The sequence below is a fragment of the Marseilla massiliensis genome, assembly GCF_023336985.1.
Taxonomy (GTDB): domain Bacteria; phylum Bacteroidota; class Bacteroidia; order Bacteroidales; family Bacteroidaceae; genus Prevotella; species Prevotella intestinigallinarum.
The window spans coordinates 145,755-172,343 of record NZ_JAMBLP010000006.1 but is presented as its reverse complement, the minus strand read 5'-3'; the positions used below and the strand labels follow the sequence as shown (position 1 = coordinate 172,343).

Genomic DNA, 26,589 nt, shown 5'->3' with positions numbered 1-26,589 from the left:
AGCGGCAGTGGCGCAGAGCAAAAACGCCATTTTTGTTTCAGACTTCAAACATTTTTATTAAATTTGCACGAGATAAGCAGCGCACAGCCGCCCGGCAGCCGCAGTGGCCGACAGGCAGGCCCGGTTCACCGTGGCGGCGCAGCCTGCAAACCGAAGTGTGATGAAGAATAGATATCTCGAAGAATACAACAGGCGCAACCTCAGGGTGTGCCAGCTTAAGCAGCTCGACATACTTGAGGAAATAGACCGCCTATGCCGCCGCCATTCCATCAGCTACTGGCTCGACGGCGGCACGCTGCTCGGGGCCGTGCGCCACGGGGGCTTCATCCCCTGGGACGACGACATCGACATAGCCATGCGGCGCGAAGACATGGAGCGGTTTGCCGCCGAGGCTGCCGGCGAACTGCCGCCGGACCTGTTCCTGCAGACAAGGGCCACCGACCCCGAGGTGGAGCTGCCCATCGTGAAGGTGCGCGACATGAACTCCTTCTACGTCGAGGCGGGCGACAACTTCGCCGCCGGCTACCAGAAAGGGCTCTATGTCGACGTGTTCCCCTTTGAAGACTACCCCACCGTGAGCCGCGGTTTCGTCAAGCGCATCACCAAGGGCATATCAAAGAGCAACTCAATACTGCACAAGGCCCACCACTACAGCGTGCGCGCCGCGGCCGAGCTGTTCTGGTTCGGGGTCAAGTATGCGGCATACAGCGCGCTGTGGGCGGCCGCGTGCGCGCTGAAGCCAAAGGGCACGTACATCGGCAACATACCCACCAACAACGGTTACGGCATCATGCACCGCAAGGACAGCGTGTTCCCGCTCACTGAAGTCGAGTTTGAGGGCAAGCGGTTTCTGGGCCCTGCCAACCCCGATGCCTACCTGCGCGACCTCTACGGCGACTACATGCAGGTGCCGCCCGAGGAGAAACGTGTGTTCCACTCTGTGTTCATAATGCCCGAACTGATGGCGTAGGCACAGCAAACAGCAAAGAAAATGAACATAGCAATCATACTCTCAGGTGGCGTGGGCAGCCGCATGGGCATCGACATGCCCAAGCAGTATGTCGAGGTAGAGGGCATGCCGGTGCTGGGCTACAGCCTCGCCGCCTTTGCCGCCCACCCCGACATCGACGCCATGGTGGTGGCCGTGGCCGACCAGTGGCGCGACTTCGTGGCCGGACTTGCCGCCCGCCTCTGCCCCGAAAAGCCCGTGAGCCTGGCCCCGGCCGGCCAGACCAGGCAGTACTCCATATTCAATGCGCTCGAGGTGGCGGCACGGTCGGCCAGCGGCGACGCCGACCTGGTCATCGTGCACGACGGCGCACGGCCGCTCGTCGGCGCCGACCTCATAGGCCGGTGCCTCGCTGCCTGCTCCGCGGCCGACGCCGTGATGCCGGCCATAGCGGTGAAAGACACAACCTACCTCAGCGACGACGGCACCACCATCACGGCGCTGCTCGACCGCAGCAAGCTGTGGGCCGGACAGGCGCCCGAGGCGTTCAGGCTCGCCAAGTACCTGGCGGCCCACCGCGCCATGGACGCCGCAGAGCTGATGAAAATAAACGGCAGCACCGAACTGGCATTCAAGTCGGGCCTCAGTTGCCGCATCATCGAGGGCGACCCGATGAACTTCAAGATTACCACGCCCGAGGACTTGAGCAACTTCAAGACCATCATCAAAGCAAGAAAGAAATGAAAGCATACGTACTACACGCCGTGGGCGACCTGCGTTACGAAGACGCCCCAACGCCCGAGTGCCCCGAGGGGTGGGCCCTGGTCAGGGTCAAGGCTGCCGGCATTTGCAGTTCCGACGTGCCGAGGATATTCACCAAAGGCACCTACCACTTCCCCACCATACCCGGCCACGAGCTCTCTGGCGTGGTCGAGAGCGTGGGCAGCCCCGCCGACGGGGGGCTGTGCGGGCGCCCGGTTGGCGTGTTCCCGCTCATCCCCTGCCGCCGGTGCCCGCAGTGCGAGGCCGGCAACTACGAGATGTGCGACCATTACGACTATGTGGGGTCGCGCCGCGACGGCGGCTTTGCCGAGCTTGTGGCCGTGCCGGTGTGGAACCTCCTGCCGCTGCCCGAGGGCGTCTCGCCAACGGTGGCGGCCATGCTCGAGCCGCTGGCCGTGGCCCTGCATGCCGTGAAGCGCAGCCGCCTGGCCGCCGGGCAGTCGGCATGCGTTGTCGGCACGGGCATGATTGGCATCGGGGCGGCGCTTTGGGCCCGCATGCTCGGGGCCTCTACGGCAGACGTGGTGGTGCGCAACGAGGCCAAGCGGCGCATGGTCGAGAGACTGGGGCTGACGGCAGTGGCCGCCGCCGATGCCTGTGCAGGCCGCTATGACGTGGCCATCGAGGCTGTGGGCACGCCCGGGGCTGTGGCCCAGGCCGTGGGGCTCACGGCGCCGGGGGGCACGGCCGTGCTCATGGGCAACCCGTCGGGCGACATCACCCTGGCGCAAGACGTCTACTGGCGCGTGCTGCGCAAGCAGATCACGCTGCGCGGCACGTGGAACTCTTCTTACCACGGGGCGCAGCCGTCCGACTGGACCGAGGCCGCCGAAGCCATAGCGCGGGGGGCCATCAGCCCCGAGAGGCTCGTCACCCACGTGTTCGCCCAGAATGAACTCGGGCGCGGCCTGGAGATAATGCGCGCCCACTCAGAACCCTATTGCAAGATAATGACCACATGGAACTGATGGAAAGGAAAGGCGAGATATCGGCTTCGATGATGTGCTCCGACCTGGTCAACCTCAAGGAGACCATCGAGATATTCGAGCAGGAGGGCGTCGAGCGCCTCCACATCGACGTCATGGACGGCATATTCGTGCCAAACTTCGGGCTCGGCGTAGACTACATACGGGGCTTGCGCAGCCTCACGGGCATACCGCTCGACCTGCATCTAATGATAAAGGAGCCGGAGTACAAGCTGCAATGGATAGGGATAGAGCCTACCGACATTGTCTCTATACACTACGAGAGCAGCTTCCAGGTGCAGCGCGTGCTCGACTGGCTCGCTCCTTACGGCTGCAAGCGCTTCCTGGCCATCAATCCGGCCACGCCGATAAACTCGCTTGAAGAGGTGCTCGACTATATCGACGGTATCAATGTGCTCATGGTCAACCCCGGGTTTGCAGGCCAGAAGATTGTGCCGAGCACCATGCGCAAGGCCGCAAAGATAGCCGAGCTGCTGCGGCGCGAGGGCCGCGAGGACATAATAATGGAGGTTGACGGCAACATAACGCCCGCCAACGCCCGCAAGCTGCGCGATGTCGGGGCCAGCATCTTTGTCGCCGGCACGTCGTCGATATTCAAGGGCGACATCAGCAAGTACCGCGACAACATCGAAGAGTTGCGCCGCGCCATCGTCTGACGGGGGCTTTTTAGGAGTTAAGGAGTACAGGAGTGCAGGAGTACAGACAATGGTTTAGTGTGTTTTTAGGAGTAAAGACAATAGTTTAGTGTATTTTTAGGAGTTAAGGAGTTAGGGAGTAAAGGAGTTAAGACAATGGTATTTGACTATCTTCCTGCACCACTTTCCCCATGCTCCCACAGCTTCCATGTTTCCATAACTATTGTCTGTACTCCTGTCTACTGTCTCCCGCCTCCAAAATATATACTAAACCATTGTCTGTACTCCTGCACTCCTGTACACCAGCACTCCTGAAAAAGCCTCTTGGATTTTATCTGGTGAGCATTGGTTTCAGCCCAGCATGAAGCCCACAAACAGCGTGCCGTTGTATGCCCACAGCCATGCGGCAAGGCAGCCCGTGGCCACCCGCAGGGCCTTCAGGGCGGCGCCTTTGGCCCTGAGCATGGCGTAGGCCATGGATATTGGCATGACGAAGAGCCAGTGGGGGCCCATTATGTATAACTCGTTGATGGCGAAGCCGAGCCCCATCGACAGCGTCATGTCGACCGCAAACCACGAAAGGCACAGCCAAGCGAACCGCTCGCGGCGCCCGCACCAAGCCCCCAGCGCGAAGAGAAGCACGAGCGCGGCCTCGACCACGTAGTTGGCGGCCAGGCTGTAGCGCACCACCACCGGCCTGTCTATCCACACATCGCCCAGCAGATGGTCGCTGTGCAGCTGCAGGGATTCGCCGAACAGGTTTTCCACGGCGGCGTCAAGGCGCGACGTGGTGGCGTCGGTCCAGTTCATGAACCCCACCGTGCTTATCGGTTCGCCGCCGTGGTCGGCGTGGGTGGGCATATTGTTCTTGCGCAGGGTGGCGTTTTCCTGCTGCAGGTCGGCGTCGGTCTTGGGCTGGGGCACGCCCCCCACGCTGAAGCCGGCCCACAGCAGCAGCGCCGAGGGCAGGGCCACAGCCACCAGCAAGTTGCGCCAAGCGAAAAACCGCCGGCCGTTGGCCATCCACTGGCCGAGCGCCACTTTCACCCCGTTGCTCAGCGTTACGCCAGCCGTGACCACCATGAGCAGCGCGGCGGCCGGGGCCGACAGCGGCGTGCCGTCGCGCATGTGGCGGCCGCACACGTAGAGGGTGAGCAGCAGCAGGCACAGCGAGAAGGCGAAGTGGTCGGGCACAACCATGGGCACCATCACATAGGCGAACGAGAAAAACAGGGCCGTGAGCAGCGCCGTGTCGGCCCGGCAGAGCCCCACCACGTCGCGCAGCAGGCGGTGGAAGAGCACAAACGAGGCGAAGTCGGCCACGGTGAGCATGGCCGCCGTTATCAGTTGGGCGCAGTTGATGCCCGCTATGGGCATGAGCCACTCGTTGAGGCAGGCCGCAGGGTAGAGCATCCACAGCAGCAGCGGATGGCGGAAGCCGCTGAAAAGCACCCGCCATACCGACATGACAAGGTAGAGGATGGGGTCGTAGCCCGACACATGGAACTTGCCGGTGAACATGCCCCAGAAGCCTCCGTGGATGTTTTTGGCAAACACGTCGTAGTATTTGCCCACCATGAGCACGTTGAGCGCCACGATGACGGCCAGCGCCACGAGGGCCGGCCAGCGCTCTTCGCGGCGCAGGCATAGCTGTCTTGGGATTTTCATAAGATTTGACTTACATTTCCGGGCTGCAAAGTTAATAAATTATCTGCACTTAGCCTGCCGGCCGGGGGCAAAAAGCCTGTGGCGCCATGGCCGTTCGGATAAGTTTTAGTATCTTTGCACCCGACATTCAGGCGGGCGGCCCCCGGCACTGGGGGCTATGGGCCTTGTGGGGCAGGCGTGCCCCGGGGCCGGGCCGGCAGGGGCCATCGCGGTGGCGGTGGCATGGCTGTGGGCACGGCGGCGGCTGCCCCGCATCAGGCTACTTGACATAACATCCTACAATTGAACAGTGTAATGGACGTATTGGGTAAACGTGTTTCTATTGTTATGTGCACCTACAACGGGGAGCGGCATTTGCGCGAACAGCTTGACTCTGTGCTCAACCAGACATACGGGCTGCACGAGATAATCATACAAGACGACGGCTCCACCGACGGCACCATGGCCATCGTGGAGGAATATGCTGCACGTAACAGCATCATAAAGCCGTGTGTAAACAAGGGCGGAAGGGGCGTCAACGCCAACTTCTTCAGCGCAATGGCCCTTGCCACGGGCGACTACATTGCCATTTGCGACCAGGACGACATCTGGGAGCCCGACAAGATAAGGCTGCAGATGGAGGCCATCGGCGGCAAGTTGCTGTGCACGTGCCGTTCGGTGCCGTTCAGCAACGACAGCGGCATCAGCCTTAACTACGACAGGCGCTGCCCTAACTACGGGCTCTTCAGGCTGCTCTTCTCGTCGCTCCCGGGCCACACGCTGCTCTTCAGGCGTGAGTTGCTTAACCTATTCCCGCACAAGGGCGAGATATTCAACCGCACTTATTATGACGTGATACTGAGCATCACGGCCGCTGCTTACGACAGCATAGTGATGGTGGACAGGGAGCTTGTGCACCAGAGGCGGTGTGCCACGTCGGACACTTACATCGTGCCCGACAAGCGGCGCGAGCGCTCTGCGGCCAACGGGGCCTACATACTGTGGTGGGCCGTGTGCAACTATGGCCGCATGAAAAAGTACATCGCGTGGCACTTCAGGCCCAGGCTCGACTTCCTCAGGGCCATCAAGTCTGACAGCCGGGTGTGCCGCGACGGCGTGAGGCTGCTCGAGTGCGAGTGCTCCGGGGGCCTGTTGCCGCTGCTGCGCATGGTGCGCCTGTTTGTGAAATACCGCCATACGCTGTTTTACACCTACGAGCCCGACCCCGTGGCCCTGCTCCGCAGCCTGCTCTACCCGCTGATGCAGGCCTACAACTACCGCTATCTGCTCGAGCGCGGCCAGCGGTTGGATTAGCCTCCGAGGGTGCCGCCCGCGCGGGGCGGCTGCGCGGGTGCTCTGCAAAACGGGCCGTTTCACCGTCTGAAACGGGCCGTTTCACAATGCCATACGTGCCGTTTTGCACTGCAAAACGGCACGTATGGCCAACCGGTTGGCTATCAGCGGGTTGATGGCGGCGTCAGCACTGCTCCCTGACGCGGCCGGCCCTAACCTCTATCATCTCCACTCCGCCTATCCTTGCGGCCATGGGCGAAAACGAGCTTCCGGCCGAACCGTATATCCGCTGCGTGCGTGCCAGCGTGTACATGTCTGCCAGTCCGCCCCTGATGCCGTCGGCGCTGCTGCGCGATGCCGCCGCCGCTGCCGTGATGACCCTGCTGCCAAACTCTGCCGTGAGCTCGGCTTTCACCCCCTGGTCGTCGGTGGCGAGGAATATCTTCAGGCCCGGGTGGGCTGCCAGTTCGCGCCTGCCGGCCTCGATGAACAGCGAGGTGGGGCTCTGGGCTGTGGCCTCTCCGTGGTCGGTGCGGCGTATGTGCATGCCTATGGTGTAGTCGGCAAAGAGGCCGGCGTTGGCCTCCACGCTCCGCATCACGCTTGCCACAGGGCGGAACAGCAGCCTGTAGGTGTCGTCGGGATATGCCCCAAACTCTTGGTAGCAGCTCATGTAGCACCGCCGCCCTGCGGCCCACGCCTCGAAGTCGAAGCCGCGCTGCTTGAGCGGCGTGACGCTTTTCTCGTATATCCGCCGTTGGTACGCTAGGGCCTGGGGCAGCGCCGGCAGCCACAGATTGCGCCTGCGGGGGCGCCCGTTGACAATGGCGTCGGCCACGCCTGCCTCGCGCAGGTCGATGCCCGGTGCCGCTATAGGCTCGAAAATGTCGGCGAAGGGCGCGTTGAGTGCCCAGTCGCGGAACCACACCACGTGGAGCCGGCTGCCCACGGCGAGGCACAGCCGGTAGGCAGACGCCACGGCCCGCATCCTGTTTGCCAGTCCGCCTGCGGGCACAAGCGTCAGGCTTCCTTTGTGATTTGTCGTTTTCATGGTCGCAAATTTACGAAAAAGACTTGACAATACGGGCACTGTCAACAAATAACTGCTATTTGCTTTGAATATACGCCTACTTTTCTTATATTTGTTGTAGACTTGAATAATTTATCAGACTATCAACTTTTTATAAGAAACTCGCACGAGAACGGGCAACGGATAAGAAAATGCCGGACTGTTCGGAAGCGCCATATTTCTCATGCTTTCAAATAACGCTTTATCTCATTTGCAAAGGTAACATTTCTTTTTGAAAGAGCTTCATAAAAAGTCCGCAATCTCATAGAATAAACATATCGGGAAGTGCAAGGCATACCGCAGCCGAGTCCCCATAACCACAGGCAAAGGTAATTCGTGTTCTTTTCGTACAAGCAAGGCCAAGCCCTTCTGGTTCGTGGAAAAAATCATCCTCGCCCGGAGGGCTTGCGGTATTTTTTCCCGAAGCCTTGCATGTACGGAACACGACCTTTTTAAGCCTGTAGTTATGGGAACTCCGGCCCCGAAAAGCCGGACTAACAAAAAATCAATCTCATGTTACAGAAAGAAAAGAAAAAGTATACGGTGGAAACACTCAAGCCACTGAACGTTCTGTATGATCGCGAACATAGGCTGACACAACAGGACGTGGATATGGTCAACAACTATGTGGAACTCATCGAGCAGACCCGTTCGGAGCTTACCCCAAAAATCGGTGACAGACTGGTATATGTAACCGAACACGGGGATTATTACGGGCATGCCCTTATTGATGACAGGCACACAAAAGAAGGATATTTTTCCGTTTGTGAAGAACCTTATGTACCTTTCGTATGGGAAGAGGACGGGAATATCCGTCTGAGTGTCAGCGGAGGCGCATTCCATTCCGTAAATCCGAAAGACATGAAATTTCTGAAATGGACGGAAGGCGCATTCAAGAACTGGGGGCATTGCGGAGGATGCGCCAACGGCACGGTGACATTCCTGGCGAGAGTGCCGTTATGGTTCTATGCCGAACCCAATCCCAGGTATGCCGGCTTCACTACCGAAACCTACCGGAAGTTTTATCTGAACAAAAGGAAGGAATCGGAGAAAGGCAATCTCTATCAGAGCTTTGATATCGCTTTCCGTAACGAATCCGAGTTCCAACAATTCCTGAAGGACTACGAAGGAACCGTGTTCAAGGGCAACCGGGAAAACCAGGTCGTGCTCTGGTGCTTCCGCCATGAAAACCGGTTCCTGACATGGCACGAGTGGGACAAGATAGATGCCCCCTCCGTGGAACGCCGGCTCAATTTCTTCCCCGAACAGGTGAAACTGATCAAGGACATGGACAGCCACATCACCTATTGTTACCGGCTCAAGCCCGAAAATAATAATCTCTAAAACATACAATCATGCAGACAACGACAGCAATGACAGCAGGCAGCCAGACTGACCTGCTCACAGGAATCCTTAACGTGCAGATAAGGAACGAGGAAAAAATCACGGAACAAGACAGACGGTACTGCCAACGGCAGCAGGAACTGCTCTACAAGACGCTCGACCAGATAGACAAGTGGTACGCCATCTTCAGGGAAGACGCGGAACGATACCGTGAAGAGAAGAAATTCACCTATGAGGACAACGGCAAGATCTCCATACGGAACTTCCATTTCAACTACAACGAAAAAGAGGATTACACTCACAATGAGTTCAAACCGTTCGACATCATCAATGAGCTTGTGGACAGCAACTGTAATGCCAACGCCAATTTCGCCAACCGCATCGTCTCCTACTTCAACAAGACCTACAATGTGGCGGTTCCCGTACCGGAGATTGACGGGAAAACGCTACGCATGGGCTTCCGTCCCGTCTATGAGACCTATGTGGATGCCGTCATTGAACATCTCGGAGGCAAGAGTTTCCGGGAAACGGCTGAGGAAGAACTGCTGGCCCGTTTCCTGAAGACGGCACAGCCTTCCCGCTGGAGCAAGGTCAAGCCGGAACTGAAAAATGACAGGATCATCCTGCCGAACATACTCCGGTTCGACGACTTCTACATCCAGCATTGCCAGAAATACCATCTCTGTTACAGTTACGACGGAAATCTGGAAAACATCTGTGAAGGAGTCGCTTATGGAGCCGACGACATACTCAACGGCAGTTCCAAAATAATCATGGGCTTCGACAGTCATGACGTGGACATTTCACAATGGTACAATCTCACCCTGTCCAACGCCGAGCAGATCAAGTTCTACAAGAACGGACGCATCGACATCCGCTTCAAGGACGGCCAGACCGCCGGGAACTGCTACAGACGGCTGCGGCTGGACGAAATCACGCTTCCGGAAGACTGATTCATGAAAAAAATATTCCGGCACCCCGTAAGGCATCCTTGCGGGGTGTCTTCGTTTCCAACCATCAAGACAGTAAAGACATGTATGCCATCATACCACAGAAAATACCGCAGGACAGGCGTGCCGAGATCAACGGGAAGATACTTTTCGCCATAGACTCCGGCAAGGACCTCATCCCGAAGGAAAGCATCTACAACTGCTACACGGGCATCGGAGGACTGCACAGCCTCAGACAGTCGGACTTCGCCAGCTACCACGAATATGCCGAGGCCAAGAAAGAGTCCGAGATGGGACAGTTCTTCACCCCGCATGAAGTATGCAGGGACATGGTCGGGATCCTTTCCCCGACATCGACGGAAATGGTCCTTGACATGTGCTGCGGCATGGGAAACTTCTTCAACCACCTGCCCAACCCGCACAACGCCTACGGCTTCGACATAGACGGCAAGGCGGTGGCCGTCGCAAGACACCTCTACCCGGAAGCCCATATCGAGAAATGCGACATACAACAGTACAATCCCGAACATCGTTTCGACATCGTCATAGGCAACCCTCCCTTCAACCTGAAGTTCGATTACAGGCTGTCACAGGAATACTATATGGACAAGGCTTACGACGTGCTCAACCCCGCCGGCATCCTGATGGTCATCGTCCCGCTCTCTTTCATGCAGAGCGAATTCTGGGAAAAGACCCGTGTGGCAGGTGTCAACTCAAATTTCTCCTTCATCGGCCAGACCCGGCTGGACCCGGCAGCCTTCGCCCCCGTCGGAGTGCGGAACTTCGCCACGAAGGTCATGGTATTCCTCCGCCGTTCCATCCACATGGAAATGCATCCCTACAACGCGGAAGAGTTTGTCAGCATGGAGGAACTTAAAGAACGCATTACCGAAGCGCGGAGGATGAAACGCCGGCTGCGCCTTCAACTGATGCGGGAGGCCAGCCACATAGACAGGGAGGAACTGGAAACATTCGAGTACAGGCTGGCCAAGTACATGTACGAGCTGAAGGCACATCCCGCACTGAACAGGCACATCAAGAAAGCGGAGGCCCTGGTCACGAAGTTCCGCAACCAGAAACCGCCGGAGGGTGCCACCAAGGAGCAGATGAAGGAATGGGAACGCAGGAAGCTCACGACGGGCAAGGTCCTCGGCATCATCCGCAGGTACATCACCTTGCAGAACATGGTGCCCCGCAAGGAGGTGGCGCTGGTGAAGACCTCCTACGGCTTCAAGCTGAAACAGTACGCCCCCCGTCTGCTTGACAAGGTCACGCACAAGGCGGCAGGCATCAACGACCTCGTGCTGGGACGTGCCGTACTGCCTGTGCCGGAACTGCCGACAGAAAAGAACATGAGCCAGATCCGTGCCGCAGAGAAGCTGATACGGCGCAAGCGGAGACAGTATGAAATGCAGGACCGGCAGTTCCCGGAAATGGAGGAGGACGGCAGGCTGAAAGAATACCTGGACCGGTGCACATTCATCAACAGGGACGGCGAAATCTGCGAATTCACCTCCCTGCAGAAACACGACCTGAACCTCGTGCTTCAGAAACGCTACGCCCTTCTGAACTGGCAGCAGGGATCGGGCAAGACCGCCGCCGTCTATCACCGGGCGAAATACCTGCTCAAGTTCCGGAAAGTAAGGAACGCCGTTATACTTGCACCGGCCATCGCCACCCACATGACCTGGATACCGTTCCTCACCGTAAACAGGGAGAGGTTCAAGATGATAAAAACGGAGAGTGACCTTGAGAATATCCCGGAAGGGATGTTCCTTGTCGTCTCCACCTCCATGCTCGGCAGGCTGAAACGGGGACTGACACGTTTTGTCAAGCGCACGTCAAGGAAACTGTGCCTGGTCTTCGACGAGTCGGACGAAATCACCAATCCCATGTCACAGCGTACAAGAAATGTCCTGTGCATATTCAGAAGGCTCAGGTACAAGATCCTTGACACCGGGACGACCACCCGCAACAACATAGCGGAACTGTACAGCCAGTTCGAGCTGCTCTACAACAATTCGATAAACATGATATGCTGGAGTCCGCAGATCTACCGCGAGAACAGGAACCGGGAAATAGAAGAGGACAGCAACCCCGATTACGGCACCCCGTTCCCCGCCTTCAGGGGGCATGTGCTGTTCCGCGCCTGCCACTGCCCCGGCAAGGCCACCGTGTTCGGGATAGAGAAACAGAACCAGGACGTCTACAACAAGGACGAACTTTCCGGACTCATCGGCAAGACGGTCATCACCCGGAAGTTCCGTGACTTCGCGGGAGAGAAATACCGGATACGCACACATGCCGTCCGTCCTTCGGAGGGGGAACGCGAGGTGTACCGCGTCATCATAGAGGAGTTCTACCGCATCTGCGAACTGTACTACAACAGCACGGGTGACACGAAAAAGGATGCCGGCCTGAGACTCATAAGACAGATCAAGCTGCTCATCAAGGCCTGCTCGGTGCCGCACCTGATAGACGGATATTACGGAGACGGGTATCCCTGCAAGACAAGATACATTGAAAGGCTTGTGAGGAGAATCCCCGGCAAGGTGGCCGTCGGCTGCACCACGCTGGCTGCTTTCAACCTCTACGACAGCTACATCAGGGAGCGTTTCCCCGACAGGCCGGTGTTTACGGTCAAGGGAGACGTGGCCTTCAGGAAACGCCAGGACATCGTGACGGAGTTCGACTCCACCATCAACGGCATCCTGGTATGCACGCAGCAGAGCCTGAGCAGCTCGGTGAACATCCCCACCTGCAACGACGTGATACTGGAATCCCTGCAATGGAACATCCCCAGGATGGAGCAGTTCTACTTCCGTTTCATACGCCTGGACTCCAGGGAAATGAAGAACGTGCATTATGTCACCTACGAGGATTCGGTCGAGCAGAACCTGATGGCGCTGGTGCTGGCCAAGGAACGCCTGAACGAGTTCATCAAGACCGGGGAGGTCAGGGAACAATCCGAGATCTTCGAGGAGTTCGACATCACGATGTCTGTCATCGACAGCCTGCTTGTCCGCACGGAAGACAGCGAAGGAAAGATACACATCAGCTGGGGCAGCCAGCGCATCAAGGAGTGAGAGAATGAGAATGATGGCAGCAGACCGCAGATTCCATTCCACAGGCAAAGGTAGCCCGTGTCCTTCCTGGCCGTGCAAGGTCAGGCCGCAGGCGGTTTTACGGAAAATCATCCTCGCTTTTGCAGGCTCCGGTATTTTCCGTAAAAACCCTGCACGGCCGGGACACGGCCCTTTGCCGGCCCGTGGAATGAAATCCACGGTCATGAACCATTCATTGACAACGACAAAAAAACAGAAGATTATGGACTTGAACCGCTCAGAAGTGTCCGTGACGACACAACACCTCATAGACATGAGACAGGAAAAGGACAACTGGCTCCGGATGTCGGATTTCGGCGACATGGGCGAATTCCTCAATGCCTGTTCGGACCTGTTCCCGAAGGAACGCGAACCCGAGTACAGATACCTCGGATGGGAAGACATACCCGACCTGCTGATCAGCCGGGAATGGCTGTGTCCCAACTTCTTCGACATCAGGGACGCGCTTGAAACGCTCGGCGGGGAAGACGCGGAGCATTTCATCACATGGAGCGGGCATTACGGGTATGACCTCACCGCCGATGACCCGTACATGATGGTCTCGCACTACCTGGACCTGTACGGGCATATCCTCACGGAACCGGAGGAAGACCCTGCGGACATGCCGGCGGGCGAACTTATATACACGGGAGTCTCAAGCAATTACCTTGACATGGCTCCTTACCGCTACGAGTTATTTGACGATGACTACAATTAAAAACGACGGACATGAGAATCAATTTCAAAGGACCGGTAATGCCGGTGGACCCATATTCACAGCTGGCATTCGTGGAGATACTGAACATCATCCTGGCGGCCAGAAACATCGTGGACGTGAACAGGCTTCTGATAAACAGGAACGTCAACCCGACATTCGGCTCGCTGTCCGGCTATTTCAGATGGTCATTCGCCGGGGACCGGTTCACGCTATGGCAACGCATGGACTACAACTCCATGCTATGTTTCAACCCCGGGATACTGGAAATACACTTCGGTGTCCTGGCCGCAAGGGACAACAGGAGAGACACCAATATGTTCAACTGACAAAAACAACGGAATATGGCAACGACAGTCCCCAGCAACCCAAAGTCGTGAGTCGGGCAACTCAAAGTTCTGAGTTGGGCAACTCAGCTCGGCGAGTTGAGCAACTCAGCAAAGTGAGTCGGGCAACTCGGCAAAACGAGTTGGGCAACTTGGAAAAGTGAGTTGCCCGACTTGGGAAAGCGAGTTGGCGGGAGCTGGAAAATACCAACGAGTAGTCTATGAAGAGGACAAATAACCGGAGGGCGGCCGAAAAGCCGCTCTCTGCATTTATAAACGACATAAAAAAGTAAGAATTATGGCAAAGTACGATGTAAGAGTAAGGTACACCTTCGAGGGCACCTACAAGGTCGTGGCGGAAGACCGCGACGAGGCGGAAAGAATGGTAACGGAAGACTGCGGCCTGGTACTGGGCGGCAATATCCACACTACCCGCGACGATGACGAGGTGACAGACTGGAAATTCGGCAGTCACCCCGACATGCAGATACTGTCTCTCAAGGAAAGGGACAACAAGGGCAAGGTCAAATACACGGCCATGTATTTCAGCGACAGGATTGAAGAACTGCGGAAGGACATCATCGAGGCCACCAGGCAACTGCTTTACGCACATGGCCTGAAAGAGTTCTCATTTACCAACGACGATGAAGACCCCGTATGGGTCATCTGGTTCGACAAGAACGGAGATCCCTATGAATGCCGGGTGACGGGCTTGGAAGTTACGGACAACAGCCTGACGGTATTCGCATGGGAAAAGGAAAGCGGATGCGAAGTGGCCTGCCACACTCCTTACGAGCTCGGTGCCTGCAACATCGACTGGCTCAATCAGATGTACGAGGCGGCCTTGCTGCAACTTGAACATACAAACGGAAACTCTTAAAAAGAACATTATGGTAACTAAAACAATATACAAACCAATTTAATTTAAGATATTATGAATACAAACAATGTAAGCAAATGGTGGCGCAGCCTGCCAGAAAGCATCAGGCTGAAACTCTCCGGACATGGTGTCACGGATATATTGCAGGAACCGGACACTTCAGTCCGGGCGGCTTTATACAAGTATGCCCGGCTCAGAACCATCGGAACAGAGAAAGACAAGAACAAGGAACACTCGCTGCTCAATGAAGTCGCCTGCGGACTGAGCGGCCTTGCCCTCGCCGGAAACAACAGAATGGCACTTGCAGACATGCGTAACGAAGACGGTGAGTTCCTTGAAGAATACCAGGAACAATTCGACAAACTCTACGATCACTATGAGAAAACTCTGGTGGAGATAAACTGGGCTCTCATCATTTCACATACAGGGATGCCGACCTCAGAACTGATCTGGCTGTTGAAAAAGTACGGATACAAACGGGTGAAAATAAGTGAGGACAAAGGAATCCCCAAAACATTCTACACCTATCATAGGAGTCTTAACATCAACGGCACAGAAGACCTGTCCTTCCACATCATGCCGCCCAAAAAGGGCATTATAGGACGCTTTAGTATGTGTGCGACTAAAGACAGGAAAGGTACGCAATTGGATACAGACTATGCCCAGCTTTTCTTTCCTGATTTCTTCGCATTCTTAAAAGGCGAAAAGAGCGAAAAGGAAATCATAGATGAAGTATGCGATTGTGACTGCGAATGAATCCATAGAATATGTACAACGACATAATATAATATGTAATGAAAACAAAAGTTTTGAGATACAAGTTTGACGGCAACACCGTCGTCGCCCCATACATGGAGCTTGAACCGTATGCCGAGAACGTATATGTTTCCCTGTCCAAGAAAAACGAATACGGCAATGAAAGCGAGGACTATTTCCATGTGGTATGCAAGATAAACAACGTCTATTTCTCCTGTGGGCAATATTCGCGGAGAATCCTTGACGAGGATGGACACCGTGAAGAAGCGGCGGCCTATTGCAGGAACTGGATTGCCAATACCCTGAAAGATGCGGAAGAAGAAAAATACATATCAGTCCTGCCCATCCGGGTATTCAACGCGCTCGGCCTTGACCCGGCTCCTTTGGTGAAGGCGCGTGAAGCATACTTAAAAAGGCAGGAACAGAAACGCATGGAATGGAAAATGAAAGAAGAGGAAAAAAGGAAACTGGAGGCAGAGCAATGGCAACGGCAACTTGATGATGCCAAACGGAATTTTCTGGCCGGTGAGAAAATCACGGCGGAACAGTTCCTTGAAATTACCAAACGTGACGGCTTTGACATCCATATCCGGACAAAAGGCACATTCAACAAGCATGTGACAGGCATTAACCGGGACGGAACCATCAGTTACCGGAAATACAGGGGATGCCGCACTCCGGACTTTACGGGATGCCACAAAGCAATCAGAGATTATCTTGTATTCCTTGCCGGAAAGTAAAAGCAATCTGCCAACGGAACTCTTTTATGGGAGCGAATCATAACAACAACAAATCGCCGCCTTGTTATAAGCTCAGTTTCTTGGTCTTATAATTGGAAAGGTCATGACGCTGTCTTTAGGACTGCCATTAATTGATAAATGGCAATTCCCGATAAATGTATTGTTCTCATCTATGCGAAAAGACTTAATGTCGTATAGGTTAATCACATCATCTGCATCAAAACTACCGATATATTTTTCTATCATCCCTTGTTTCCTATATATCCTTTTCTCATTATAATCGTCAAAAAGGGAGGCGGTGACGTAAAGGCGTATGATATATTGTCCGTTTTCCGCAATCTTGGTGCTGTTACTCCCGTATTCATATAGTAAAGCGAAAAGAAGGAATAGACCTTTGGGTATGAATATCAAGACCAATACTCCCACCCAATAGACCGCCCTATAAATCCGCAGGCTGATTTTCATCCATCGGGGCAGACCTTTTGGGAGGAAAGACAAGAGAACGAGCGAGAGAAAGAACAGATAGCCGACAAGGTATCCGAACCCCCACCGTACATGGTCTTTTTCCGGAACAAGGCATATTATCATCACACCTAAAATTCCGCATAGGATATGAACACATAATACAATATTGAAAAATCTGTTCTTTGTTACCATTGTATTTAATCATATCCGGTAGCTACCGATGCTTTATTTTTTTGAATATTCTTTGTTTGTCATCAATCTCAATCAAACCTGTCTTGCGTATTAAGAACTTGTAAACGATGCCATGGTTCAAAGCTTCTTTCCTGTTTTCTTCCCATGCAGGATAACGAAAACAAAGAATCTGTCCGTCATAACGCCTTTGTATTCTCGGAGGAAATAATTCAGGTTCTACATTGCACATAAGGGTGTCTTTGTTTACATACCATCTTCCAATAAGATAATTTCCACCTTCTCCGTCCAAGTTAAAGATATTACCGATATATTCAAAAGTGCCATCAGCGACAAGTTTCATCATCGTCCATACAAGCTCTTCGCCTGCGATATGTAATGTCTGCTGATAGACTCCGACTAATGTTGAAAGGTAATCCTCTTTTTTAACGGGCAGATGTTCTGTCCTGTTATCACCAAAGCGATGCCAACCATTATACGATTTGGGAAAATTCCAAACATGAATATCAGTCGGGGTATCGCTGTTTGCGATACATTCTACTTGAAAACGGAAAGGAGAAGCTGATAACACCTCCAAAACAATGGTATCTCCTCTCAAACACTTGATTGCAAAAACAGTCGTATCTAATGGAATCCTGTTTCGTGGATTACTTTTACAAAATAGATTGTACCTGTACTGTGCTACAATATCCTCTTCCTCCTTCATGTCGTTCACTATATTCCCATGAAAGATGATAGAATCTTGTCCTGTTTGCCCCTTTATTATCAGGGAAGGTAACAATAGCAATATAAGACAGAAAGGTATTCTCATAGATGTCTGTTACATGGTTGTCTGCTGCCAGTCCATCTGTCTGTTTGAATAGGTTATCCAGATTACGGCACGATTTCGTAAACCGTCCGGCTGTCGTTGCGGAAGATGTCCTGCTCAATCTGCCGCCCGACTTTCACGATGCTGTCAATGTCCGCATTGACCTTCAGGCTGAGGACGGGGGCGTATTCCGGATGGTCGTAGTCGATGGGGATATTGTTATAGGTCGTTTCGACAACGGGATAGCCGTGTTCCTCGGCGAACCGTTTCAACGAGTCCAGATAGGGAAGCTGCTCCTTGCCCATGGCTTCAAAATCGATGTAGAATTTCCCGTTTTCCTGCATGAAATAGATGCAGTCCGTGCCGTTGCTACAGATGCCCGTGAAGTCAAACTCCGTGCGCCCTGCCTGCACGTTCCTCAGCACTTCGGGGAGCTTGTCCATCGTGATACGCGCGGCGGTTCTGGCAGGAGGAAGCATGGCGCTCCAGTCCTGCTGCGCCTGCTTGCCCGTGTTCCTGCACCCTGACAGCCCGAAAACAAGGGCCAACATTTCCATCATTATAACTTTCATACTTTTCATATCTATTCCAATTTTTATAGGTTCGTATTCTGTTTTTATTCATTTCCGCAACTAATCGCTATTTGGGTGATTAAGTCGTTTGCTTCCGGCATATAGTTTCATAACATACGAGATTGTCATTGCCACCGCAAGATAAAGCATGATGATTGCGCCAACAATCCAACAAAAGTAGAAATTGTTTTCATCAGACGGTATCATATTCTCCGGCAGCATCCCTGTGCGTTCATATTCCGCTTCGTATGTGCCAAGTGTCGGCAATGAACTAAACCATAATAGGCTCCAAAGGTTAAAAACGGCTTGCAACAGCAAGGCGGACAACCGACACAACGTATTGCGTATAGCCATGTCATACAATACATAAATGGGGCAAATGCCAATCAGTACCATCATGCTTGCCAAAGGTCTGCGGTCGTCATGGGCAATCCATTCTCCTTCTTGCATTCCTATCGCATAATATTCAAAGTATAGAATAACAGCGAAAAGCAAGAAGTATATCGTGAACTTTATAGCATTGGCTTTTCTCATTTTACTTTCCCATATAGCAATTAAAGTCTTTGAATTAATATTCCCTTTTTCATTTATCAGAAAAAAGAGGAAAGCCTCTTGTCAGCATCAAGAGGAATGTTTACCGCATGATGACGATGCAATGCATCTGAATAAAACCGGACTCTCAGGGAGTCACCGGAAATAAGTTCTTTGAGGAACTTCCGCTGGCCGATGGATAGCGAAGAAGGGGCAACAGGCCAACGGGATTCCTTATGGGAACGTGCCATGGCCGCAACCGTATCCTCAAACAGCTTCTGAAAATCCGGATTCTTATAAACAAAAATCCGTGGCATGATAATGACGCGTTTGGATTCGTTTGGAAAAATGGATTCCGCAGCAGAATTCAGATAATCTCCTATAGAGTCGCCTTCACTCCTATAAATGAGTTCGTAATTCCACCTCTTGTAAGGATTGTTTTTAAGCTTATATATGGCTTCATTGACACAGCCGTAATAGAATCCAGAAAGCACTGACAGCCTGTTTTTACCTATGTTATGTATCATAAACTCGACCGGACATTCTATCCACATCAATTTGCCTCTCTTGGAAGAGTAACCGAACACCGGATACAAACCGGTACTGGTTTGAACAATTTCGTATTCCTGAGCAATGTTCCGGTGAATCAATTTTTTGACAGTCTGGATTGAAAAAGCGCATAAAGTAAGTGGTTTTTCAGTGCGGAACTTGTATTCCACGGTTTTACTTTCCGATTCAGGAAACGGCCTGTCTATAATTTCTTCTTTGTATCCCGCCAAAACAAAATCATCCAGCCTTTCTGAATATCCAAATCGGGCATAGCCGATATAAAGGTAGAAACCTTCGCAGTACGAACATTTGATTGTAAATCCCTTGTCCGAGCCTTCAATGCTTATATCTTCTTCATCAGGACAGTCGCCTGGTAACGGAAAGACGCTTTCTCCTGCCGGCTTCCCTCCCTTGGTAAGTTTCACGGACACGATAACCGGGCTTTGGGCACATCCGCCCTTAGCGGAGTCCACGGACATGGTAAGTTCATACGTCTGTTTATGAACCTGAATCCTTACGGTATCCCTCATGCTTCCCTTACCATAAACCATGATAGGGAAAAGCAGGCACAATATGAATGATTCTATCTTTATCATTGTTTTACGTTGTCAATAATGTCATACTACCAGCGGAATCCGCCGTCATTCCCGCCAAGTCACTTTTCCCAGTCGGGCAACTCGCCTTTCCAAGTTGCCCGACTCGTTTTGCCGAGTTGCCCAACTCACTTTGCCGAGTTGCCCAACTCAGAACTTTGAGTTGCCCGACTCACGACTTTGAGTTGCCCGACTCACGGAAACGGGTCGAGCAAATTACAAAGATAAAGGATTCACCTGTAGATGATAAACTTTTTATGCAAACAAACGTTAAAGCCAAAATCGGTGCAAAATCCCGCTTATTTTATTTCCCACCAGCAAAGGTAGCCCCGCGCCTCGCGTACCGTACAAGGTCGGGCCCCGCCGGGGTTGGCTGAAAGAAAATCATCCTCGCTGCGCTGCGGTATTTTCTTTCGCCAAACCTTGTTACGGTACGGGCACGGGACAGCCGGGCAGGTGAGAAATAAAAATACCGGCTCCCGGAGCCGGACGTGTCTAACAGATAAAATACAAGAGTTATGAAAATTCCGAATCAAGAACATTTCGAGAATGTAAAGCGTTATGCCGAATCCATCGGCGACACCTCGTTGCAGAAGTGCCTGGACAGGCTGAAACAATGGGAGGAGAATCCCAGTCATCCCTGCGAGATCACACTCTACTACGACCACGCCCCGTACTCGTTCGGCTTCACGCAGCGTTATCCCGACGGGCGTGTCGGCATCGTGGGAGGCCTGCTCTACCACGGGATCCCCGACAGGTCCTTTGCCGTCACGCTGACACCGTTCCACGGATGGCAGATACACACCTAAAGAAACAGCAAACAACCATAGTATTAACTTCATAAAAAATCAAGATTATGGACACATTAGCAGTATTGGAAAGACAGCGGCAGTTCGACTTCCAGAAAAACGGAATCGAAACGATGAACTTCGAGACACTCCAGCGTACCTACAAGGAAAACGACATCTACAACAAGCCCGTGCAGGGCATCTACCATTACCAGGTCATCCAGCGCATGATGGACATCTGCGAGAAGTACAACCTCGACTACGAGGTGGAGGAAATCTTCGCGGCACAGAACCGGAACAAGACACAGCCCGGCGTGAGCATTCTCCCGCAGGTGGAGCAGACGCACGGGGAAAAGGCCGTGGAAGCCCATATCCTCCGGCGCATCTTCGCCACCATCCGCATCAAGGACTGGGAGACGGACGAACTGACGACCACGCTGGTCGTCGCCTACCATCAGGACGGCATACAGGCGGCCATAGGCCCGTGCGTGAGAATCTGCCACAACCAGTGCATCCTTTCGCCCGAACGGAGCGTCTGCAACTACGGCAAGAAGAAAGTGACCACGGAAGAGGTGTTCGAGACGGTGGACGGCTGGCTGGCCAACTTCGAGGTGAACATGAACGAAGACATCGGGCGGATACAGCGGATGAAGCGCCGGATCGTCTCCCTGGAAGAAATATATATGTATATCGGTCTGCTGACGGCCATGCGCGTGGCCCACGACAGTTCGGACAGGAACCTGTCATCTTCCGTGGAGACCTATCCGCTGAACCAGGGACAGATATCCCAGTTCACGGAAGAGGTGCTGAAACTGGTCGCGGAAAAGGGGCAGATTACCGCCTGGGACCTGTATAACGTGGCCACCGAGATATACAAGCCAGGCAAGACGGACTTTCCGGCACTGATTCCGCAAAACGGAGCAATGGCGGAGCTCCTGCTTTCCCGCCTGCCCGCAGAGGCGGAAATACAGGAGGCTGTTCCGGTGAACTGAGACACGACAAAATGAAAAAATCATACTATAAAGGGAGAACCTGACAGTCAAAGGACTGAAAGATTCTCCCTCTTTTTTATTCATCGAACAGCAGCCTGAACTCTTCCTTTCTTCTGCGCTCGATGCTCGGAACCACCTTGCCCCGGTAACATCGGAAAGAAACATACTCGTCATAGATGTCCCGGTCGCCGGCCTCCAACTTTTTCAACAGCCGGCTCTTGGGCATCTTCCCGTACCCCTTTAGACGGAAAGCTCCCACGTTGTAGGCCAGTACGCTGACCAGCAAGGAATCACGCCCCAAATAGCTGAACATACGGCACAGTTTGCGCAAATCCGCCCTCAGAATGGAATCCCCCTGAGCTTTGGAGATGTTGTTGGTGAATTTTTCTCCGGGCAGTACCTTGTGCCCCCAACCTACATAAGGCCAGTGCTTTCTTTCTCCATGCCAGCCTTCGAACCGCTTGATGCACTCGACGGCAAGGTTGAACTTGTCCTGTCCCTCCTTTACCGGATTTTCCGCCCGCAGCGGTATGCTCAAAAGACAGACGGCAGCCAGTATTCCAATCCTCATGGCAACAAGGGCTTTATTGCCATACTGACAGCTGGATGAAGGGCAACGGCCGTATCGCCAGGCTGCACTATAATCTGGGTGCCGTTGTCTCCGCTGCCGTCGTCATCTCCTTCATCCTCTCCATCGGCACTCTCGTTGTTGAAGTCGAAGGTCAGCAGGCAGAGCTGGGCGGGCTCGCTGTTGTCCTCGAAATAGATGTCTATGCTCTGCTGGTCCTCGCATTCCGAAGTATAGTACAGGCGGAATACCTCCCTGCCCAGCGGATAACGGTCGTTGGGCAGCAGCACCATGCCGTCGTCCATGCGCAGCGTGCCCTCACCGTCCGGCTGGAAATAACGGACGGTATAGCGGGCGTCGGAGAACCTCCCTTCCCGTTTCAACTCGCATCTGATTTCCACGGTCTCGCCTTTCACGATGCGTGTGGGTACGGGCATCGTCTCCACCGTGAATGGATAGGACTGCTGCACATCAAGGTCATCGCTGCACGAGGCCAGCATACTAAAGGTCATGCCCGTCAGGGCGCACACAAGGGCAGACAGCCCTTTCCTGTTCATAATCGTTTTCATATTCATTTCTTGTTTTAACGGTTTGTAAAAGATATTTCTGTCCGGACGGGAAATTGCTTTCCAAATATTCGTTCAGATCCTTGCAGCCGGCATACAGGTCGGAACAGTCGTCAATCCTGTCCCCGTAGCGTTTCCGCAGTATAGCCAGCGTCTTTTTCCCGGCGTCGTCATTGTCAAGGTAACACCGTATCTTCCCGTAACGGTCCAGATAAGGGAACGCGCGTTCAACCAGGGCCACCGAATTGAGTACCAGATAGTCCTCGCCGCAGCTGATGCCGAGCACCATCCACGAAAGATAGTCGATGAATCCCTCGAACAGGTTGCAGGTAAGGGAGCCGTTACGGATGACGGAAATGTCCTTGGGCGGCAGGCACCATTTTATGAACCTGCTCCGCAGCTCGTAACCCCCGCTCACGTTCCTGAACCCGACGGCGAAATACCGCTTGCTGTACAGCCGGAACCGGACCTCCTCGCAGTTCGCCCGTGCGATGCCGGCAGGGATGCCGCGCCCTTTCAGGTAGCCGAGCAGGGCTTCGGAGGACAAGGGACTGCGGACCACCTCCTCGAACCGGGAGGCTTCCTTCCGCTTCGCCGTCCGTGTCCCGTCCTTCACACGCACCTTTCCGGCATGTTCCGGTACCGTGCCCCCATACACCCCGGCGATGAACCTCGCCTGCGCCAAGAAGCTGCCGTTTCCGGAAAGTTCCCCGGCGAGGGTGAAGATGTCGCCGCCATGCCCCGTGCCGAAGTCATGCCAGACCCCCTTTCGGGTGTTCACATGGAACGACGGCGTCCTTTCCTCCCGGCACGGGGAGAGATACCAGCATTCGTCCCCGTGCCGTCTGACCGGCTCATGCCCCAGGCGGGACAGGAATTCCTCGATGGGAATGCCTCTTATCATTTCTATATCCATAGGCGGCTAATTGATGATGAATTTCAGTCCCAGCCCGAACTGTGTCGTGAACACACCGAGCGAGCTTCCCCAGAGGGCACGCTCCCGCACATGGGCAAGCAGTACGATGCGGTCCGTGATGTAAGTCTCAAGCTCCAGTGTCAGGGCGCCGCCATAGATGAAGGCGTCCCCGTCAAGGAGCGTGGAGCCGTCGGGCATCATCCTTTCGCCCCAATTCACCGTCTCATAGCCGGCCAACGCCGAACCGCCGATGGACAGGAATAGGGTCTTGGTCGGATCGGAGAGGAATTTCAGGTAATAGCCGCCTTCCGCCGTGAACTGCGCACGGGGAACCGGGCTTTCACGGTAATCGTAATTCCTCAGCAGGTATTCGGCGCCGGCTACCCAGTGGTTGGCCTTTTTCGTATATCCCGACACGGCGAATCCCGTGTACCAGTTCACCGGAGCTTCCGAGCCCCCGGCAAAGCCGCCCCTGAGTTCCACGCCCTTCATCCCGGGCAGGTACCGCTGGGCGTATGCCTGCCCCGACGACAGGGCAAGCGATACGCAGGCGGAAAGTAAAAACAGGCACCTCTTCATGGTCATTTCACTTTAAGTTCATTGATTACCCTCGCTCTCACGATGTCCTCACTTTCCACGGTGAAAGTCTGGTGACGGCCTCCGCTCTTCTCGTGCATCTCCACCACCAGCATCTTGTCGGCGGGGATGGTGAACTTGTCGAATACGAAGACGGTACGCTCATCCTTCTTTCCGGCAACAGCCGTGGCATAGTTGTAGGCACGCAGTGGAAATATCACCTGCTCCTGGATGGCCGTGCGTTTGAGAACTTTCTTGTCCACGATCTTGAATGTCACGAAATCCACCTCATAAGGCACGTTCGATGTATTCTTCACCTGGGTGTGGAAATAAAGCAGCCCGTTATGGGTATAGAGTCCGCGCAGCAGGTACTGGATGCCGAACGCCTTGCTCCCGATATGCTTGACATGGCGCCGGTTGTCCTTGTGGATGGCCTTGGAGATAAGGTGCACCAACTTCGGCGACTCGCTGCCGAGTTCCTTCAGGTAGATGTCCATGGCATTGTTCGGGCGGTTCACCTCGCTGCCGTCATGGATGAAGTCCTTCATCTCGATGTTGAGCAGCAGGGGTTCGTCGGCATACTTCACATTGAAGGTGTAGAAACTTCCGCTTTCGGTAATCACCGACATGTTGGTCTCCTCACGGAAATTCCTCACCGTGGCCTTTACACGGATGACATTCTCCGCGCCGTCGGCCTTGCCCGCAATCAGGTTCGGGGAACCGAGGTCCACATACCGCACCGCCGAGGGGAAGATGATGTGGGTAGTCTTCCCGTATGTCACTTCCAGGCCATAGGGAGGAATCATCCGGTCAAAGGTGAGTTTCCGGGACAGCCCGTGGTAGATGTCCCCGTCCTCCTGTCCGGGATAGATATCCGCTTTCAGGGTCAAATCATTTACGGCCGTGGTATCAGCCGACTGTGCATGGGCACTTGCAACGCCCGTAACGAGGGCAAGCATCAAAAGAATCTTTCTCATACTTCTTGAATTTTAATGGGTTGTTGTCATTGGTTGTCTTTCTGATAGAGCATCAGCTCATATCCCGATTTGAGATGCACTTTCTCCTCGCGCATCTTCTTGGAAATGTACTGCGACAGGCCCTGTATGGCTCCCCTTCCAAGCTCGGAGAGAATCTGGTCGCCCGCCGACTGGTTGGTGATGGAGATGGTCGTGCCGAGGTTCTGCCCCATGTTGGCGGCCACCTCCCTGACCGCGTTCGCCTCCGTCGAGCCGGGAATGAATATCCCGTCCTGTCCGTCACTGTCCAGCACGGCCAGTCCCACGGGGATGACGGTGCCGTCATATTCCACCTGAAGGATGTCAACGGCAAGGCGTTCGCCCTGGATACGCCCCTCGCCGGTCAGCAGGGTATTGCGCGGCAGCACGAGTCTTCCCACCCGCATGGCCTCCAGCAACCGGAGCCGCACGTTCTGCCCGCTGACGACGGTCTGGTCGCCGTGTACGCAGGCACGTATGGTGTTCCTTGCCACCTGTGTCCCGGCACTGCCCACAGCCGTATGGAAACCGGCATCCGTACCGGAAAGCAGCCTCACGGACTGGACCGAATCGGCGAGGGACTGAGGAAGGGACGACACGACCGGAGAGGACACCAGCCCGACGGGAACGGCTTCCGCATTTCTTTCCCTTGACGGACTTTCCGCCTCCTGACTGTCCGCTGTCCCCGTATTACCGCCCGAAGGCATATACTTGGCGGCAAGCTCGTAGGATTTTTCCAGCAGGGCCACCTGTTCCTCGTAGCTCGGTCCGGCGGTCTGTGCTGCGGCAGCCTGGCGGAGCTGTTCCACCTCTGCTTTCAGGGCCTCCTTTTCGGGATCTTCTTCCGGCGTCTCATAGAAACTGCCGAGTGTGGCGTTGATATCGTTGTAGGCCGAGGCTGAAGAGGCGAAGGCTTCCGACCTGCCGCTCCCGCCGCTCCGGTGCTGCCGGCTGCCGCCTTCACGGGCAACATCCACCGTCATATCCGGTTCCGGGACATTCTCCTGCCTGCGTTCATCAGCCAGGGCGGAGAAGTCGGCCAACGTGCGCATCTTCTCCTCCTGCCTGCGTCTCATGTCCGCCTGTTCGTAGGCGGCCATCTTGTCCGCCTCGATGCCGGTGCCTCTCGGGTCGGGCAGTTCGGCATTGAAGCCGGCCTTCCTTTCCTCTTCCTGCCTGTCCTTCTCCGACGGGGCGAAAATCAGCCACATGCATCCGAGGAACAGCAGGAACATGCCTGCGAAAACCAGGTATTTCCTGACTTTCTGCTTCTGTTTCAATTTATCAGTGTCCGTACTCATAAC

The 26,589-nt window shown here is 54.4% G+C and carries 28 protein-coding genes; 15 read left to right on the top strand and 13 right to left on the bottom strand.

The window, feature by feature from the left end; genetic code table 11:
- Nucleotides 1-160 precede the first annotated feature (160 nt).
- Genes M3089_RS06950 through M3089_RS06935 form a run of 4 tightly spaced genes read left to right on the top strand, consistent with a single transcriptional unit; the run spans nucleotide 161 to nucleotide 3,374 of the window.
- On the top strand, nucleotides 161-970 hold the full coding sequence (locus M3089_RS06950) for a LicD family protein (protein WP_249082826.1): 810 nt from the start codon (nucleotides 161-163) through the stop codon (nucleotides 968-970).
- A gap of 21 nt (nucleotides 971-991) precedes the next feature.
- Nucleotides 992-1,693 (top strand): IspD/TarI family cytidylyltransferase, encoded by a 702-nt coding sequence (locus M3089_RS06945; protein WP_249082824.1) that lies wholly within the window; start codon nucleotides 992-994, stop codon nucleotides 1,691-1,693.
- Nucleotides 1,690-2,700 (top strand): galactitol-1-phosphate 5-dehydrogenase, encoded by a 1,011-nt coding sequence (locus M3089_RS06940; protein ID WP_249082823.1) that lies wholly within the window; start codon nucleotides 1,690-1,692, stop codon nucleotides 2,698-2,700. Before M3089_RS06945 ends, M3089_RS06940 begins: the two co-directional genes overlap by 4 nt.
- Nucleotides 2,691-3,374, top strand: coding sequence for a ribulose-phosphate 3-epimerase (locus M3089_RS06935; protein ID WP_249082821.1), 684 nt, complete (start codon nucleotides 2,691-2,693; stop codon nucleotides 3,372-3,374). The genes M3089_RS06940 and M3089_RS06935 overlap by 10 nt, the downstream gene beginning before the upstream one ends.
- A 330-nt stretch (nucleotides 3,375-3,704) precedes the next feature.
- Here the strand turns inward: M3089_RS06935 and M3089_RS06930 are convergent, their stop codons facing one another.
- Nucleotides 3,705-5,021 (bottom strand): DUF6080 domain-containing protein, encoded by a 1,317-nt coding sequence (locus tag M3089_RS06930; RefSeq protein ID WP_249082819.1) that lies wholly within the window; start codon nucleotides 5,019-5,021, stop codon nucleotides 3,705-3,707.
- A gap of 294 nt (nucleotides 5,022-5,315) precedes the next feature.
- Here M3089_RS06930 and M3089_RS06925 point away from each other — a divergent pair, with 294 nt between their 5' ends.
- Nucleotides 5,316-6,314: a glycosyltransferase gene (locus M3089_RS06925; RefSeq protein ID WP_262922164.1), complete on the top strand. Its 999-nt coding sequence runs from the start codon at nucleotides 5,316-5,318 to the stop codon at nucleotides 6,312-6,314.
- Nucleotides 6,315-6,477: 163 nt separating this feature from the next.
- On the opposite strand, the gene M3089_RS06920 is transcribed toward M3089_RS06925, so the two are convergent.
- A complete protein-coding gene (locus tag M3089_RS06920; protein WP_249082812.1) occupies nucleotides 6,478-7,344 on the bottom strand; it encodes an O-fucosyltransferase family protein in 867 nt (288 codons plus the stop codon).
- Between the two features lie 531 nt (nucleotides 7,345-7,875).
- On the opposite strand from M3089_RS06920, the gene M3089_RS06915 reads away from it, so the two are divergent.
- The 8 genes from M3089_RS06915 (at nucleotide 7,876) to M3089_RS06880 (ending at nucleotide 16,177) form a co-directional block, all read left to right on the top strand.
- Nucleotides 7,876-8,706 carry a DUF4121 family protein gene (locus M3089_RS06915; protein ID WP_249082809.1) on the top strand — a complete coding sequence of 277 codons (831 nt, stop codon included), beginning with the start codon at nucleotides 7,876-7,878 and terminating at the stop codon, nucleotides 8,704-8,706.
- Nucleotides 8,707-8,717: 11 nt separating this feature from the next.
- Nucleotides 8,718-9,659: a hypothetical protein gene (locus M3089_RS06910; protein WP_249082807.1), complete on the top strand. Its 942-nt coding sequence runs from the start codon at nucleotides 8,718-8,720 to the stop codon at nucleotides 9,657-9,659.
- An 80-nt stretch (nucleotides 9,660-9,739) separates the two neighbouring features.
- Complete coding sequence (locus tag M3089_RS06905) at nucleotides 9,740-12,742, top strand: N-6 DNA methylase (RefSeq protein ID WP_249082805.1); 3,003 nt, start codon at nucleotides 9,740-9,742, stop codon at nucleotides 12,740-12,742.
- Between the two features lie 241 nt (nucleotides 12,743-12,983).
- Nucleotides 12,984-13,478 (top strand): hypothetical protein, encoded by a 495-nt coding sequence (locus M3089_RS06900; protein WP_249082838.1) that lies wholly within the window; start codon nucleotides 12,984-12,986, stop codon nucleotides 13,476-13,478.
- An 11-nt stretch (nucleotides 13,479-13,489) separates the two neighbouring features.
- Complete coding sequence (locus M3089_RS06895; RefSeq protein ID WP_249082802.1) at nucleotides 13,490-13,804, top strand: hypothetical protein; 315 nt, start codon at nucleotides 13,490-13,492, stop codon at nucleotides 13,802-13,804.
- 295 nt (nucleotides 13,805-14,099) lie between these two features.
- Nucleotides 14,100-14,681 (top strand): hypothetical protein, encoded by a 582-nt coding sequence (locus M3089_RS06890; protein ID WP_249082799.1) that lies wholly within the window; start codon nucleotides 14,100-14,102, stop codon nucleotides 14,679-14,681.
- Between the two features lie 54 nt (nucleotides 14,682-14,735).
- Nucleotides 14,736-15,437 (top strand): hypothetical protein, encoded by a 702-nt coding sequence (locus M3089_RS06885; RefSeq protein ID WP_249082795.1) that lies wholly within the window; start codon nucleotides 14,736-14,738, stop codon nucleotides 15,435-15,437.
- Nucleotides 15,438-15,475: 38 nt separating this feature from the next.
- Nucleotides 15,476-16,177 carry a hypothetical protein gene (locus M3089_RS06880; RefSeq protein ID WP_249082792.1) on the top strand — a complete coding sequence of 234 codons (702 nt, stop codon included), beginning with the start codon at nucleotides 15,476-15,478 and terminating at the stop codon, nucleotides 16,175-16,177.
- A gap of 72 nt (nucleotides 16,178-16,249) precedes the next feature.
- Here the strand turns inward: M3089_RS06880 and M3089_RS06875 are convergent, their stop codons facing one another.
- The 5 genes from M3089_RS06875 to M3089_RS06855 form a co-directional block, all read right to left on the bottom strand.
- Complete coding sequence (locus tag M3089_RS06875; protein WP_249082789.1) at nucleotides 16,250-16,834, bottom strand: hypothetical protein; 585 nt, start codon at nucleotides 16,832-16,834, stop codon at nucleotides 16,250-16,252.
- Between the two features lie 22 nt (nucleotides 16,835-16,856).
- Nucleotides 16,857-17,537, bottom strand: coding sequence for a hypothetical protein (locus M3089_RS06870; RefSeq protein WP_249082787.1), 681 nt, complete (start codon nucleotides 17,535-17,537; stop codon nucleotides 16,857-16,859).
- A gap of 167 nt (nucleotides 17,538-17,704) precedes the next feature.
- A complete protein-coding gene (locus M3089_RS06865) occupies nucleotides 17,705-18,220 on the bottom strand; it encodes a hypothetical protein (protein ID WP_204434978.1) in 516 nt (171 codons plus the stop codon).
- 51 nt (nucleotides 18,221-18,271) lie between these two features.
- Complete coding sequence (locus M3089_RS06860; protein WP_249082784.1) at nucleotides 18,272-18,745, bottom strand: hypothetical protein; 474 nt, start codon at nucleotides 18,743-18,745, stop codon at nucleotides 18,272-18,274.
- 56 nt (nucleotides 18,746-18,801) lie between these two features.
- Nucleotides 18,802-19,887: a hypothetical protein gene (locus M3089_RS06855; protein ID WP_249082781.1), complete on the bottom strand. Its 1,086-nt coding sequence runs from the start codon at nucleotides 19,885-19,887 to the stop codon at nucleotides 18,802-18,804.
- Between the two features lie 515 nt (nucleotides 19,888-20,402).
- Here M3089_RS06855 and M3089_RS06850 point away from each other — a divergent pair.
- Together M3089_RS06850 and M3089_RS06845 are read left to right on the top strand one after the other, a co-directional pair.
- Nucleotides 20,403-20,693, top strand: a complete 291-nt coding sequence (locus M3089_RS06850) for a DUF4120 family protein (protein ID WP_249082778.1) — start codon at nucleotides 20,403-20,405, stop codon at nucleotides 20,691-20,693.
- Nucleotides 20,694-20,740: 47 nt separating this feature from the next.
- A complete protein-coding gene (locus M3089_RS06845) occupies nucleotides 20,741-21,664 on the top strand; it encodes a DUF932 domain-containing protein (RefSeq protein ID WP_249082776.1) in 924 nt (307 codons plus the stop codon).
- A 76-nt stretch (nucleotides 21,665-21,740) separates the two neighbouring features.
- Here M3089_RS06845 and M3089_RS06840 read toward each other — a convergent pair whose 3' ends face one another.
- From M3089_RS06840 to traM, 6 genes are read right to left on the bottom strand one after another with little or no spacing between them, the layout of a single operon-like run.
- The gene (locus M3089_RS06840) at nucleotides 21,741-22,235 is read right to left on the bottom strand and encodes a glycoside hydrolase family protein (RefSeq protein WP_249082773.1); all 495 of its coding nucleotides are present in this window, start codon (nucleotides 22,233-22,235) and stop codon (nucleotides 21,741-21,743) included.
- The gene (locus M3089_RS06835; RefSeq protein ID WP_249082836.1) at nucleotides 22,232-22,789 is read right to left on the bottom strand and encodes a DUF3872 domain-containing protein; all 558 of its coding nucleotides are present in this window, start codon (nucleotides 22,787-22,789) and stop codon (nucleotides 22,232-22,234) included. The genes M3089_RS06840 and M3089_RS06835 overlap by 4 nt, the downstream gene beginning before the upstream one ends.
- On the bottom strand, nucleotides 22,734-23,714 hold the full coding sequence (locus M3089_RS06830) for a toprim domain-containing protein (RefSeq protein WP_249082771.1): 981 nt from the start codon (nucleotides 23,712-23,714) through the stop codon (nucleotides 22,734-22,736). Before M3089_RS06830 ends, M3089_RS06835 begins: the two co-directional genes overlap by 56 nt.
- 6 nt (nucleotides 23,715-23,720) lie before the next feature.
- On the bottom strand, nucleotides 23,721-24,293 hold the full coding sequence (locus M3089_RS06825) for a conjugal transfer protein TraO (protein ID WP_249082768.1): 573 nt from the start codon (nucleotides 24,291-24,293) through the stop codon (nucleotides 23,721-23,723).
- Nucleotides 24,294-24,295: 2 nt separating this feature from the next.
- Nucleotides 24,296-25,267: a conjugative transposon protein TraN gene (traN, locus tag M3089_RS06820; protein WP_249082766.1), complete on the bottom strand. Its 972-nt coding sequence runs from the start codon at nucleotides 25,265-25,267 to the stop codon at nucleotides 24,296-24,298.
- Between the two features lie 26 nt (nucleotides 25,268-25,293).
- A complete protein-coding gene (traM, locus tag M3089_RS06815) occupies nucleotides 25,294-26,586 on the bottom strand; it encodes a conjugative transposon protein TraM (RefSeq protein WP_249082764.1) in 1,293 nt (430 codons plus the stop codon).
- Nucleotides 26,587-26,589 lie beyond the last annotated feature (3 nt).

What these genes read in the sequence shown, in the direction of transcription:
- M3089_RS06950 (WP_249082826.1), top strand. Translation starts at nt 161, where the DNA reads ATGAAGAATAGATATCTCGAAGAATACAACAGGCGCAACCTCAGGGTG.
- M3089_RS06945 (WP_249082824.1), top strand. Translation starts at nt 992, where the DNA reads ATGAACATAGCAATCATACTCTCAGGTGGCGTGGGCAGCCGCATGGGC.
- M3089_RS06940 (WP_249082823.1), top strand. Translation starts at nt 1,690, where the DNA reads ATGAAAGCATACGTACTACACGCCGTGGGCGACCTGCGTTACGAAGAC.
- M3089_RS06935 (WP_249082821.1), top strand. Translation starts at nt 2,691, where the DNA reads ATGGAACTGATGGAAAGGAAAGGCGAGATATCGGCTTCGATGATGTGC.
- M3089_RS06930 (WP_249082819.1), bottom strand. Translation starts at nt 5,021, where the DNA reads ATGAAAATCCCAAGACAGCTATGCCTGCGCCGCGAAGAGCGCTGGCCG.
- M3089_RS06925 (WP_262922164.1), top strand. Translation starts at nt 5,316, where the DNA reads ATGGACGTATTGGGTAAACGTGTTTCTATTGTTATGTGCACCTACAAC.
- M3089_RS06920 (WP_249082812.1), bottom strand. Translation starts at nt 7,344, where the DNA reads ATGAAAACGACAAATCACAAAGGAAGCCTGACGCTTGTGCCCGCAGGC.
- M3089_RS06915 (WP_249082809.1), top strand. Translation starts at nt 7,876, where the DNA reads ATGTTACAGAAAGAAAAGAAAAAGTATACGGTGGAAACACTCAAGCCA.
- M3089_RS06910 (WP_249082807.1), top strand. Translation starts at nt 8,718, where the DNA reads ATGCAGACAACGACAGCAATGACAGCAGGCAGCCAGACTGACCTGCTC.
- M3089_RS06905 (WP_249082805.1), top strand. Translation starts at nt 9,740, where the DNA reads ATGTATGCCATCATACCACAGAAAATACCGCAGGACAGGCGTGCCGAG.
- M3089_RS06900 (WP_249082838.1), top strand. Translation starts at nt 12,984, where the DNA reads ATGGACTTGAACCGCTCAGAAGTGTCCGTGACGACACAACACCTCATA.
- M3089_RS06895 (WP_249082802.1), top strand. Translation starts at nt 13,490, where the DNA reads ATGAGAATCAATTTCAAAGGACCGGTAATGCCGGTGGACCCATATTCA.
- M3089_RS06890 (WP_249082799.1), top strand. Translation starts at nt 14,100, where the DNA reads ATGGCAAAGTACGATGTAAGAGTAAGGTACACCTTCGAGGGCACCTAC.
- M3089_RS06885 (WP_249082795.1), top strand. Translation starts at nt 14,736, where the DNA reads ATGAATACAAACAATGTAAGCAAATGGTGGCGCAGCCTGCCAGAAAGC.
- M3089_RS06880 (WP_249082792.1), top strand. Translation starts at nt 15,476, where the DNA reads ATGAAAACAAAAGTTTTGAGATACAAGTTTGACGGCAACACCGTCGTC.
- M3089_RS06875 (WP_249082789.1), bottom strand. Translation starts at nt 16,834, where the DNA reads ATGGTAACAAAGAACAGATTTTTCAATATTGTATTATGTGTTCATATC.
- M3089_RS06870 (WP_249082787.1), bottom strand. Translation starts at nt 17,537, where the DNA reads ATGAAGGAGGAAGAGGATATTGTAGCACAGTACAGGTACAATCTATTT.
- M3089_RS06865 (WP_204434978.1), bottom strand. Translation starts at nt 18,220, where the DNA reads ATGAAAAGTATGAAAGTTATAATGATGGAAATGTTGGCCCTTGTTTTC.
- M3089_RS06860 (WP_249082784.1), bottom strand. Translation starts at nt 18,745, where the DNA reads ATGAGAAAAGCCAATGCTATAAAGTTCACGATATACTTCTTGCTTTTC.
- M3089_RS06855 (WP_249082781.1), bottom strand. Translation starts at nt 19,887, where the DNA reads ATGATAAAGATAGAATCATTCATATTGTGCCTGCTTTTCCCTATCATG.
- M3089_RS06850 (WP_249082778.1), top strand. Translation starts at nt 20,403, where the DNA reads ATGAAAATTCCGAATCAAGAACATTTCGAGAATGTAAAGCGTTATGCC.
- M3089_RS06845 (WP_249082776.1), top strand. Translation starts at nt 20,741, where the DNA reads ATGGACACATTAGCAGTATTGGAAAGACAGCGGCAGTTCGACTTCCAG.
- M3089_RS06840 (WP_249082773.1), bottom strand. Translation starts at nt 22,235, where the DNA reads ATGAGGATTGGAATACTGGCTGCCGTCTGTCTTTTGAGCATACCGCTG.
- M3089_RS06835 (WP_249082836.1), bottom strand. Translation starts at nt 22,789, where the DNA reads ATGAACAGGAAAGGGCTGTCTGCCCTTGTGTGCGCCCTGACGGGCATG.
- M3089_RS06830 (WP_249082771.1), bottom strand. Translation starts at nt 23,714, where the DNA reads ATGGATATAGAAATGATAAGAGGCATTCCCATCGAGGAATTCCTGTCC.
- M3089_RS06825 (WP_249082768.1), bottom strand. Translation starts at nt 24,293, where the DNA reads ATGAAGAGGTGCCTGTTTTTACTTTCCGCCTGCGTATCGCTTGCCCTG.
- traN (WP_249082766.1), bottom strand. Translation starts at nt 25,267, where the DNA reads ATGAGAAAGATTCTTTTGATGCTTGCCCTCGTTACGGGCGTTGCAAGT.
- traM (WP_249082764.1), bottom strand. Translation starts at nt 26,586, where the DNA reads ATGAGTACGGACACTGATAAATTGAAACAGAAGCAGAAAGTCAGGAAA.